The following is an 11,684-nucleotide window of genomic DNA, read 5'->3' on the forward strand; positions in this document are numbered from 1 at the left end:
TTGATTTCCGCACATTAGAAATATTTTTTCTTGTCATTGTTTGAAAATGAACTACCTTTGCGTATGGACTTAGCCATATCGTGACACCTAAATTAGACTTACTCTTTGTTTTTGCATGACAAAAACAAGAAAGAAAGAGAGCATAGACAACCACTAGCTTATCTTCATTGCACCAAAACTACGGAAAGTTACTAGGCAAGTGCAATCGCTATTTCCCATCACAGAACTTTCACAACCCTAAGCGTATGCAAAAATCATTACTTCCCCTATTTTTGTCGATTTGTGCTGTCGTGCCCATCGGGATCTATGCAGCTAATGCGCTCCAACATCGCGTCATTGTCGGCACCCTCGTTGGAAAGACGGACAATCTTCCCATTCGTAATGCCGACGTTCGCACCAAAGGTTCACGCCCTTCCGTTGCCACCACCGACAGTTTGGGTCGCTTCACCCTGCGCACTGAAACCAATGCCACCGACAGTCTGCATCTCACTGCAAGTGCTTTGGGATACGAATCTCAATCCTTTGCGGTGGCTCTGAAGAATAACGGCGACACTTTGCACATTGGGGAAGTATCGCTCAACAATAGTGACGTCCTCCTTAGTGCAGCCGAAGTAAAAGCCGTACTGGCGCGTATGGAACAGCGTGAAGACACCACTGTGTTCAACGCAGCAGCCTTCCGCACAGCAGAAGGGTCTTCCTTGGAAGCGCTCATCAAACAACTTCCCGGTGCGGAAGTGGGCGCCGATGGTAGCATTAAGGTGAATGGCAAAACCGTGAAGGAATTGCTCATCAATGGTAAGGACTTTTTCAAAGGAGATACCAAAATCGCGATGAAAAATCTTCCCGTCAATTTGGTTTCTAAGGTAAAGAGCTACGAAAAGAAGAGCGATTTAGCAGAGCAAACCGGCATAGACGATGGCGAAGAAAGTTTTGTTCTCGACATCTCCACCAAGCGCGAACTCAACCAAACACTCCTAAGCAACATTGAAGTAGCGGGTGGACGCGATGACGAAAAGAACAATCTCTATCAGACCAAACTTATGTTGATGCGTTTCACCGACAATAGCCGCTTTGGGTTCTTTGGGTCGCACAACAACGTCGGCGATCGCGGTTTTGGAGGTCCTCGTGGTTTCATGTCCAACAATGATGGCCGCACCACCTCCACCATGGCTGGTTTAGATTTCTCGTGGGACAATGGCATCAAGCGCTTCAAGTCGGGAGCATTTGAAATTGGGGGTAATGTCCTCTATTTTCGCAACGACAACAACACCGAGAGTATCACCACTAGCGAAACCTTCCTCACAGCTGGACGCAAACCCAGTTTTTCCAACTCACATAGCTTTGCCAATAATCTCAGTCAAAGTGTTCGAGCTTCTTTTCGTCTAATGTGGAGCCCAGACTCTATGACTTCTGTGACTTTCCGCCCCAACTTCAACTGGAGCAAGGGAAATTCTAGTAGCAACAAGCGAGCTGCCACTTTCGACAGTGATCCTTTCGCTTCTTTGGGTGTGAGCAGCACCGACGAAGTGCTCGACCGCGCCTATGCAAGCACCACACGCGGCACTGCCGACACCTTGGTCAGCACTCTCCCCTATCTGGTCAATCTCAACAACAATAACAAGTTGGGCACTTCCTGGAGTCATACTTTTGAAGGAGAACTCAATGTAACGCGCAAGCTACCAGGTCGCACAGGTCGCAGTTTGAGCGTAGAAGCGCGAGGCAAATGGGAGGAATCAGGCTCCACCAGCTATAGCCTTGCCGACATTCATCGTCGTTTGCGTTTCGATGACACCCAGTCTGTGCTTGCTCCCAACGGCACGCACCAATTTTCTAACCGTCCTTCCACCAGTTGGAACTATCGTTTGGGGGCGTCGTATGTAGAACCCATTGTGGGAAAACTTTATGGTGAACTTCGCTATTCCTATCAGCACCGTGTCACCGATGGCCATCGCGATCTCTACAACCTCACTTCCCTATCGGGCTACAACACCCTCAACGATTACATCACCGCCAACGGGAGTTTGCCCGAAGCCCTATATAAGTTGAGTAGCGAAGCTGTGCAAACTCAAGTAGATCCAGCACAGTTGCTCGACCGTATCAATACCAACGACCTATACGCAGCCGCGCGTGATGCCGCAAATTCGCAATCCGCCACCTACCACTACAACACTCACCGCGCAGAAATCGGACTCCGCTACAACACTAACCTCATCAACCTCAATGTGGGTCTGCGCTATATGCCCGAGAACACGCGTTTGGACTACACTCGCGGCTCAGTGGGACACATCGACACCACTCGCACCGTGCAAACCTTTGCGCCCAACCTTCGTTTGCGCGTCAAATTCTCTAAGACGCAGCGTTTAGATTTCTTCTATCGTGGAGAAACGAACCAACCTTCGATGACCAACCTGCTCAATGTGGTGGACAACTCCAACCCTCTCTACATCACTGTGGGTAATCCTGGTTTGAAACCCTCTTGGAACGACAATTTCCGTTTGTTCTACAATGGCTACAACACCGAGTCGCAACGTGGCATCATGGGTAATCTCAGTTTCACCAACGAGCGCAATGCTGTGACGCAAATGCTCATCTACGACGATGCCAGCGGTCGCCAGTTCACACGTCCCGAGAACATCAATGGCAACTGGAGCGCTAATGGAGGATTCACCTTCAACACTCCCCTCAATGCTTCCAAAATGTTCACCATGTCCACTTCGACCAACGTGAACTTGTCGCGCTCTGTTGGCTACATTGCCACCACCTCACAACCCATCACCCTCGCCGACGCGCCTAATTTGTCACAGGTGAATCAACTATTTGCAGGTGCAGTGGCACAAAAGAGCACTAACCGCATCAGTGGTTTCTCCGAGAAACTCGACTTCTCCTATCGTCGCGACTTGTGGGACGTGACCCTCGATGGTCGTGTGTCTTATCAGCACTCACGCTCCTCACTCAACCCTAGTCAGAATCTCGACACTTGGAGCTACGACTATGGTGTTTCCACCAACATCACGTTGCCTTGGAGCATCAGTTTCTCCACCGACTTGCGCATGACTTCTCGTCGTGGCTTTGCTGCTTCGGAGCTCAACACCAACGAACTCGTATGGAACGCCTCTCTCTCAAAATCCTTCTTGAAAGACAATGCACTCACCATGCGCCTTGAAGGTTTCGACCTGCTCAATCAGCAAAACAACATCAGTCGTTCACTCACCGCTTTGATGCGCACCGACACCAGGAGCAACATCCTCAACACTTATGTTATGCTCCATGCCATCTTCAAACTCAATGTCTTCGGAGGTGCTAAACTTCCCACTCCTCCCGAAGGTGGTGGCCCTGGAGGTCCTGGCGAGCATCGTGGACCAGGCAACTTCCGTCCTTCTACTCCTCCCCCAGGCGGCGGTCACATGTTCTAATAGTCAACTATTTTGTACGTTATTTCAGCACAACATCAATCGTTGATTTCCCCTCTCAGGAGCTTCCTCACGCAGGAAGCTCCTGCTTTTTGTGCACAACAGTCGCAAAAATATGCGTCCCCCACACGGACAATGTTCAAAATCACTAGATTTCTTGCGCATTCCACATTTTTTCAAGCAAATTTAGGTGGTTTATTTTGAAATTTCTTTCGTAAATCGTATATTTGCAGAATTAAAAATCAGCCATTCTCGCATATAAGCCATACGGTGCAGCGAGGTTCTTTTCCCCACAAGTTCCGCCGTTTGCGGAGCATGCGCCTTATCTCTAACCATGAAAGATGTGGCTGTCACATCTCAAACAACGATATGTTATGACAAACCGACTCCAACTTTTGGTCAAGAAATTTGCAGACGGGCGTAACACGCGCTTTGCAAGTTTACTCGATACGAACGAAGCGCGAATTCGATCGTATCTCACGGGTACGGTTTTACCCAAGTACGATTTTCTAGCTGCCATTAGCGAGCGTTTGGGGGTATCGGTGGATTGGTTGCTCACAGGGGAGGGAGAAATGATGAAAGCCGATCGCGAATCGGCAGAGAGTGATGCCCACAGAGCCAATCGTTTTGAAGCACTTCCCGTGTATGACAACGATTTTACCTGCGGATTTGAAGAAGTGAACAATGAGCAACCTCCAGTGCCCAATTATTACATGGACACGCCACTCAACCGCTCAGCTGATCTTTGGTGCTCAGTGCAAGGCAAAAGCATGTTGCCCGACCTTGAGCCTGGCGACAAAATTGCGCTCCGCCAGTGCTCGCTCGAGAGCTTCGAGCCTGGACACATCTATGCCGTTGTCCTCGACGACCTACGCACGGTTAAAAAACTACGTCGCGTACCTGGCAATCCCGAATTGCTAGAATTCATTGCTAGCAACCCCGACTATGGTGTGGAACGCTACCCCATCAGTCGCATCCAACAACTCTATCGCGTGGTCGGAAAATTACACACTTTCTAAGCGCGCTGTGCCCATTTCAAAACACTCCCCATCGTTCTCTTCCCTGCGAACGATGGGGAGTGTTCATTGTGGAGATAAGCCCCTTCAGCTGACGCCCTCCTCTTAAACCTCTTATTTTGTGATTTGTTCGGTTTTTCTTTATCAAGCAATTTTAAGACTTACGCATAGACTGGATGTCCGGTATAATGCGTACTATTGCTCATGTTACTAGTGTTTTTATCAATTTGCAAAGTAACAAAATAGGCTGAAATCCTGCAAAAGGGCTTCAGCCTTGTTTTTATCACCAGAAAACTTTTACCGGACAGAACTAAATCGAACAAGACTCGGGTCTTTCATGCCTCAACCCCTAGCAAAGATACGCAGTATGACCGGTTGGGAAGACCCTGAGCGAGTGCAAGGGATGCGAAGTTAAAACTATAACCCTGCCGCGCCAACGACGAGGACGGAAACCGTTCCCCTGTTCATCTTTATGCTCCTCTGTTGACAGGAGTTGAAGGAACTCAACAGGCGATACCCAAAAAAACTTCCCCACTTTTTGCTGAAAGTAGGGAAGTTTTGTTCGAAAACAGAGCACTTTTCGCCGTTACTTGCGGGCTTTCCGTTTGCGGGTGCGTTTCCACCACAGATAGTAGCCTGAAAGTGGGAGAGAGGTGCCGAAGAGAGCCGCGAAGAATTGGAGGATGCGCATCGGCCATCCACCCCATCTGCCCGTGTGTACGGAGTAAATCCAACCGCGGATGCGCTGTCCGCGCTCGGCACTGGCATAGAGTTTTTCCTCGGTGACGTGATGACCGGTAGAATCGAAGCTGTAATGATCGGTAGCACGGACATTGCCCCATTCGCCAAGCGACACACTGCCGCCTTCTTCGTTCACTTCCACGGCATCGGCTGTGGGGTATTTTTGACGAAGTTGGTCGGCTGCGGCTTGCCATGCGGCATAAGTGCGTGCATCGGGGCTGGCGTTTTCGTCGACCTCGGGCATGGCTTCGGCCTTGGCACCGTGTTTGGGGCGACCATGATGGCCTTTGCCACCCTTATGTTCACCGCCGCCGTGACCGCCTTTGCGTTGCGGAGGTTCGGCACCCAATACTTTATAAAAACCCTTCTTATACCAATCGAACGACCACGTCAAACCGGTGACCGCCATGGCAAGCAGCAGCACAAAGAGGTAGGCGCCACCGATGGTGTGGAGGTCAAACCAGCGGCGCTGGCGTCCGCGGCGAAGGTGGATGGTGAGTTGTTTGCGCAGACCGCGCGTGGTGCGTGGCCAGAAAGCCACGAGACCCGTGATCAACACGAACAGAAACATGAGCGTGCTCACGCCCACGATGAGTTTGCCCCACCAGATACCTTCGCCCTCGTGGGGAAAGTCGAGCAACCAGCGGTGGAGTTTGAACATCACTTCGAAGAAGGAGAGATGTTCTTTGGGACCGGCGACACGACCTGTGTAGGGATCCACGAGCCACTCGGTACGCGGAGGCGCAGAGAGGTTGAATTCGTAGTTGCGCGTGCTGTCATTAGGAATGCTCACGCCCGTTATGGTGACACCCGGTTCAAGATGCGGCTCGACACGCTGCACTAATTCCGGGAGCGACAGGCGACCTTGCGAAGACACTTGGGCTTCGTAACGATCGTGGTAGGCGCATTCCGAAATTTCGCCTGCAAATTCAATCATAGCACCCGAGAAACAGATGAGCGCGATGACCAAACCGAAGGGAACAGCGAGCCAAAAGTGGAGACGTTTGAACGTTTTTTTCATGTGTGAAGCTTTTAGAGCCAAAGTCAGCAATAGCGCGCCAGTCACTACAGTGACGGCGCGCCAGAGCGGGAGTTTCGGCGTAGGAACGTAAGAATAAGCGTGCGGAGCAATCCGAATAATCAATTAGAAGGGAAGCAGACGACCGACCGCATTGAGATGAGTGGCCTCGACTTCCACGCCACGGGTGGCGACACCAGTGGAGAGATTGATCTGGTAGATGGCGGGATTGCCGGTTTTTGTCATGACAGGAACGTAAGCTACACCGTTTTCGGCAAAGGGACGGTTACCCAGCGACACAACATCGGCGGGGAGACCAGTGACGGAGATGAATTTACCGCTCTTGGCGCTGAAAATGCCAAGTTCGTTCGCCAGATCTTGGTTCGTGAGCTGACCATATACCTTATTGTAGAGGTAGAACAGGAAGTTGTCGCCACCAACGGGGAAGGTGCGTTGGAAGGCGCGACCACCGGTGAGCGTTTCGAGGTTGAAGTAGTAATTCTTGTCGAAGTCGGTTGCACCTTTCTTCACGCGCACCACACCAGCGGGAAGCGAAGTCTGCTGGCGCTTGTCGGTCATCGTCTTGGCGAAGCTGGGAGAGAAGACGTAAAGATCGCCATCAGCGTCGTTCCAAATCATTTGGAAGTACTGTGACTTGAAACGTCCGCAGGCGTAGCTGATTTTGTCCGTTTTGATGAGCTTACGTCCTTCAAATGCATTGTTGTCAAAGATGGCGATCCAGCATTCGTCGGGATATTGCGTCCATTGCAGTTCGCCTTTCTTGTAAGCACTGCTCTTGCTGCCGCCGTTTTCCTTCTTAACGAGATCTGCATAGCCGTTGCGAATGTATTTTCCACCATCTACAGCCGAACCGTACTGACTTAATCCCATGGGGATGACGGCAGAGTAGAGTTTGCCCTCGCGTTGGAGCAGCCCGGAGAGGGTGACGAATTCACCGTTGCCGAGGAAATTCTCAGAACGGAACTGGGGTTGCTTGGTGTCGTTGTTGCGTTCGGTCTCGGCGGGGATGTTCAGATACGAAACAAGGAAGGTTTTGGGCAGATAGCCGTTGGCATCGGCTGCATCTTTGTTGCCGTCTCCCGTTGAAACGGTCATCAGTTCATCATTCCACGTGCCGTAGGTGGTGAAACGGCGTACTTCGAAACCTTTGTCACGCTTTTCGAGCTGACCGTTGCGCAGAATGTACGAACGCGTGGTGCCAGCGTTGCCTTGGTTGTACTGAAGCGTGCAGAGATACTTATTTTGGAAGAAAATGTACTCGTAACCACCGTCAAAGAGGAGACCGTTGTTGCGCGGGCTGAGCGTTCCACTCGATAGATTGGCAGTGGTGATCAGCACATGCGAAGCGGCACTGCCCGAAGCGACGATGTCGGCGGGAATAACGAAGGTACCTTTTTGCTCCACTGTGGGAGTGGTGGGCGTTTGTCCAGGTTCATCAGTGCCACAGCTCGTGAGAGTGGCGGCAAGCAGGGCTGCGGGAAGCAGCGACTTGGAGAGGAGAGAGAGTTGCATGATGCGTTTGAATTAGATATTACATGGAAAAAGTGCAGGATTTATCGCCCAAAGTTGAAACGCACTTTGGCGTAGAAGGCGCGTCCTGCTTTTTGTAAACTAAAATTGTCGTAGAGATTCTCATCGGTGAAGTTACGCGCCTCAAGACTCACGGCATAACGTCCATTGGCGAGCGTTAGGGTGGCGTTGAGGTTGTGCGAAAGTTGGGCGGGAACGAGATATTCACCCTTATTCGCGCCGAAAAGCGAGGAGTAGAACGTGAAACTGTGGAGATATTGGCTGTCGTACGTCAACGAAAAGATGCGACTTCGCGAGGAGTTCAGCGGCCACCGCAGGGTAAGATCGACATCGGCGAACAAATAGGGGAGATTCGGCATGCGGTCGCGGTAACCATAGTTGCGCGTCACGCCATCTTGCGCCAAAGGCATATTGTCTCTCACGTCCATGTAAGTGAAGTTGGCGCCGGTGCTGAGGCGGTGACCAATATCGTAGCGTAAGGAGGAGTTGAAGCCGTAAGTGCGCACGCGTCCGAAGTTGACATAGCTTGATCCAAAACGACCGCCCCCCACACTGATGACATTGCGCTGAATGTAGTCGCGCGTGTCGCGGTAGATGCCGCCCACTTCGACCAACAAGTGGTGCAGGCCGCTGCTCTGTGCGTAAGAAATATTCAGATTGAAGTTGTGACTCTGCTCGGGTTGCAGGGTGACACTGCCGCTTTCGAGATCGTCGTCGCCGAAGAGTTCATCGACATTGGGCAGGCGACAAGCGCGTTCATACGACAATTTTCCCTGCCAATGGGGAGAGAAACGATAGGTGCCCGCTGCGCCGAAGCCGAAGAAGCCCAGTTGGTGCTCCTTGCGGATGAATTTTTCTTGCAAATCGCTAGTACTCACAGGACCGCTCACGTGTAAATGGTAGAACTTGCCGAAGGCGGTCACATTCCAGTGCTCATTGGGCGTAAAGAGGTAAGAAAGTCCACTGATGTGCTTGGTTGTCCCGCGTCCGATGGGGGCTTTCTCGTTCTCACGCGCCAAAAGTGAGGTGGCGTTGCGGTCGAAGCGGCCGAAAGTGTGGTGGAAGGTGAGAAGGCTATGCTCATCGAGGCGAAAACGCGTATCGAGTCCGGCATTCCAGTTGTCGTCGTTGTAGCGCAAGAAGAGGTAATTTTGTTCGCCGGGGGAGTTTCGCGGAATTGATTCGCCGCGCCAGTTGAAAGCGTAAGCCGACGTATCGACATTGGTGGTGAGGTTGCGATTATAGTTGGCGGTGAGCGTGAGATCTAGGCGGTTGTGTAAGAGATTGCGCTTAACATATTGAAGCGAAGGCATGAAGGTATGCCCGAAACGATACTTTTCGCCATAGACAACCTCCTGTCTTACACCGGTTTGTAGGTCTTTGTGCATGCCCGCCAGCGTAAATCCGAGCAAAAGCTGGTCTGCCCACTGCCGATTAATCACACCGCCGCGCACGGTTAGGGCTTCGTTGTGATAAGTGTCGTGGAATCGGCGCACCCGCTTGGGGTGTTTGAAATCAATACTCCCATTGCTGAGGTCTTTCACAGGAGCAGTAATCATATAGTTGTTGTCCGAATAGTTTTGAAAGGCACTCATTTCGAGTTTCCATCCCGACTGCCACGTGCAATTCCAGTTGAGTGTGCTCTTGTGTGTGTTGAATGAACCGCCGGCATACGAACCGTCGACGTGCCATCCCGATTGTGGCGTCTCGGTGACGATGTTTATCACCCCGCCTATGGCGTCTGCGCCGAAAGTCACAGGGACAACGCCTTTGTACACCTCGATGCGGCGCGCAAAGTTGACCGGTATATTATTGAGCCCGAACGCACTTCCTACTCCTTCTTGTGGAACGCCGTCAATAAACACCTTGACGTGTTTTCCGCTGAAGCCGTCGAGCGAGACATTCATGTCCGATCCCACACCGCCGGTCTCGCGAACCTTCACCCCCGGTGCAGCTGCCAGCGCATCACCAAGCGATTTAGTCGTGTTTTGCAACGCGCGCGTGTCGATGGCTATGGTGTTAAAAGCCGAATGCCTCAGTCGGCCGATCCGACTTGTGGTGACTTCCACTTCGCGAAGGCTGTTTTGGAGCGGAAGTAGACGAAAATCCAGCACCACCACGCTGTCTGACGAGACTTTAAGCGCATGCGTGACTTGACTATAACCAATAGCAGAAACGGTGAGGGCGTGTTGTCCTGCCAGACGCCCTAGTTTGTAGCCACCGACTGAGTCGGTCAGTGCATGGTGCTGCGTTCCGCGAATGACGACCACCGCTTGTGGCACAGGGCGTCCCTGTTGGTCGGTGATTCGTCCGCGCACTTCGTAATCTCCGGCAGCATGGCTGATCGTGGCGCACAACAAGGCGGTAAAAAGCAAGGATATGCGGCGTGAGCGGGCACTCATCGCAGAATGCGCAATACGCAAACGGCAAAGACTCGTGAGGGAGGGGAACGAAATACGGCGAAAAGAAGTCATCTTATGTCATTTTGTGTGGAGCGAAGCCACCTGGAGGTTCTGTGCAGAATTGAGAGTGCAAAGTTACGGCATTCAATTGCGCCGTGCAATCACTACATTTAGGTATTTTGGAGCCGCTAAAATGTCAAATGATTCTTATTTATATTAATTCTCTTTCTTATTTTCGCAAACTGCATCCTCTATTTTACAAAATGGACTTATGCGGTATCAAATGCCCGTTTCTTATCGACTCATCGCAGGTCGCGGAATACACTTGAGCTTTTTCTCAAATCGTAACCATGCTTAGATTGACGCTCATGTATTACACTAATTCCATCGCTTTCATGGAAAATCCTCAAAAGGATGAGTGTGCAATTTGGACTGAAAGAGCTAAATCACCACCCTCGGAACCATCATTATTCAATTAGGGGGCTTGCTTTTTGAAAAAGAAAGCCCGAAGTCCTATTCTAAAGGGCTTCGGGAAGCTTTCTTGTGCCGTTCGGAAGATTACCGGACAGTAATAATTCTTTTACAAGATAACTTAAAGAACTTCTTAAAGGAGGAAAGCAAATGAACGAAAATAGAAATATTAAGTGTGCGCCTTCTGAAACCAAAGTTGGACCAGTATAGACTGGAATAAAGCAGAGGAGGCGGTCAAGAAGCTTCAGGCGCGTATTGTAAAAGCTCAGAAAGATGGTAAGTATGGCAAAGTTGTTTCTTATAACCGTTTAGTAGAATTGGAAAGGGAGGTAGCTGTACCCTTAATCTTGTTTATCAAGAAGGTCCTGCTGGGTAAATGCACGGGTATAAAGCTTTGTTAACAGTACACCACTGCGTGTGTGCAAAAACCAAAGAATACATATTCACAAGGTTTTCAAAGGCATAGCTCAAAGAGGAAAATGCTCTATGGGTTGGTTCTTTGGCTTCAAGTTGCATTTGATTTGCAATGAGAAAGGAGAACTTCTCAACTTTATGATAACGCCAGGAGATATTGATGACCGTAAGCCTTTGGAGTACAAAGCATTCATAGATTTTATATATGGTAAGCTATTCGGTGACAAGGGTTACATCGGCAAGAATCTTTTTCAAAGGCTTTTCGTTGACGGAATACAGCTTATTACCAAATTAAAGAGTAACATGAAAGGAGCTTTAATGAGTGTTTCAGACAGACTTTTACTCAGAAAAAGAGCCATTATAGAAACTGTGAATGATGAACTTAAGAACATTGCACAAGTGGAGCACTCCAGGCATAGATGCTTTGACAATTTCATCGTCAACTTATTAGGGGCAATTGCAGCCTATTGCCTATTTCCAAAGAAGCCATGCATCAATGTACAAAGGACCATTGATACGCAGCTTGCATTGTTCTGAATTCGTCGAACTCACGTTAAATACTTCCATTCTAAACTTATTGCCGTTGCTTCTTATGCTTCAAATGCCTTAATATCTCTAGGCACGTTCACACACCTTTGGCGTTCTTTAGAATCAAAACCAT

5 protein-coding genes and 2 pseudogenes are annotated in these 11,684 nt (G+C 50.1%); 4 read left to right on the plus strand and 3 right to left on the minus strand.

Features of this window, described 5'->3' with window-relative positions; genetic code table 11:
* Window positions 1–245: 245 nt before the first annotated feature.
* Together BQ2633_RS04420 and BQ2633_RS04425 are read left to right on the plus strand one after the other, a co-directional pair.
* Window positions 246–3,413, plus strand: a complete 3,168-nt coding sequence (locus BQ2633_RS04420; RefSeq protein ID WP_083233945.1) for an outer membrane beta-barrel protein — start codon at window positions 246–248, stop codon at window positions 3,411–3,413.
* A gap of 371 nt (window positions 3,414–3,784) precedes the next feature.
* A complete protein-coding gene (locus BQ2633_RS04425; RefSeq protein ID WP_075565358.1) occupies window positions 3,785–4,429 on the plus strand; it encodes a S24 family peptidase in 645 nt (214 codons plus the stop codon).
* Window positions 4,430–5,012: 583 nt separating this feature from the next.
* On the opposite strand, the gene BQ2633_RS04430 is transcribed toward BQ2633_RS04425, so the two are convergent.
* From BQ2633_RS04430 to BQ2633_RS04440, 3 genes are all read right to left on the minus strand, one after another.
* Window positions 5,013–6,188, minus strand: coding sequence for a PepSY-associated TM helix domain-containing protein (locus BQ2633_RS04430; protein ID WP_075565359.1), 1,176 nt, complete (start codon window positions 6,186–6,188; stop codon window positions 5,013–5,015).
* Between the two features lie 123 nt (window positions 6,189–6,311).
* Window positions 6,312–7,718, minus strand: coding sequence for a DUF4374 domain-containing protein (locus tag BQ2633_RS04435; protein ID WP_075565361.1), 1,407 nt, complete (start codon window positions 7,716–7,718; stop codon window positions 6,312–6,314).
* 41 nt (window positions 7,719–7,759) lie between these two features.
* Complete coding sequence (locus tag BQ2633_RS04440) at window positions 7,760–10,138, minus strand: TonB-dependent receptor domain-containing protein (protein ID WP_075567203.1); 2,379 nt, start codon at window positions 10,136–10,138, stop codon at window positions 7,760–7,762.
* A 621-nt stretch (window positions 10,139–10,759) separates the two neighbouring features.
* Between BQ2633_RS04440 and BQ2633_RS11565 the strand changes: the two are divergent.
* Together BQ2633_RS11565 and BQ2633_RS04445 are read left to right on the plus strand one after the other, a co-directional pair.
* Window positions 10,760–10,902 (plus strand): annotated as a pseudogene (locus BQ2633_RS11565) (reverse transcriptase N-terminal domain-containing protein); the annotation flags it as partial.
* Window positions 10,891–11,560, plus strand: a pseudogene (locus BQ2633_RS04445) (IS982 family transposase); the annotation flags it as partial. The pseudogenes BQ2633_RS11565 and BQ2633_RS04445, both read left to right, overlap by 12 nt.
* Between the last annotated feature and the right edge of the window lie 124 nt (window positions 11,561–11,684).

Origin of the sequence: Ihuprevotella massiliensis, assembly GCA_900095835.1 — a bacterium.
Lineage (GTDB): Bacteria > Bacteroidota > Bacteroidia > Bacteroidales > Bacteroidaceae > Alloprevotella > Alloprevotella massiliensis.

Bases quoted from the DNA above. Each gene is read 5' to 3' on its own strand.
- BQ2633_RS04420 (WP_083233945.1), top strand. From the start codon at position 246: ATGCAAAAATCATTACTTCCCCTATTTTTGTCGATTTGTGCTGTCGTG.
- BQ2633_RS04425 (WP_075565358.1), top strand. From the start codon at position 3,785: ATGACAAACCGACTCCAACTTTTGGTCAAGAAATTTGCAGACGGGCGT.
- BQ2633_RS04430 (WP_075565359.1), bottom strand. From the start codon at position 6,188: ATGAAAAAAACGTTCAAACGTCTCCACTTTTGGCTCGCTGTTCCCTTC.
- BQ2633_RS04435 (WP_075565361.1), bottom strand. From the start codon at position 7,718: ATGCAACTCTCTCTCCTCTCCAAGTCGCTGCTTCCCGCAGCCCTGCTT.
- BQ2633_RS04440 (WP_075567203.1), bottom strand. From the start codon at position 10,138: ATGAGTGCCCGCTCACGCCGCATATCCTTGCTTTTTACCGCCTTGTTG.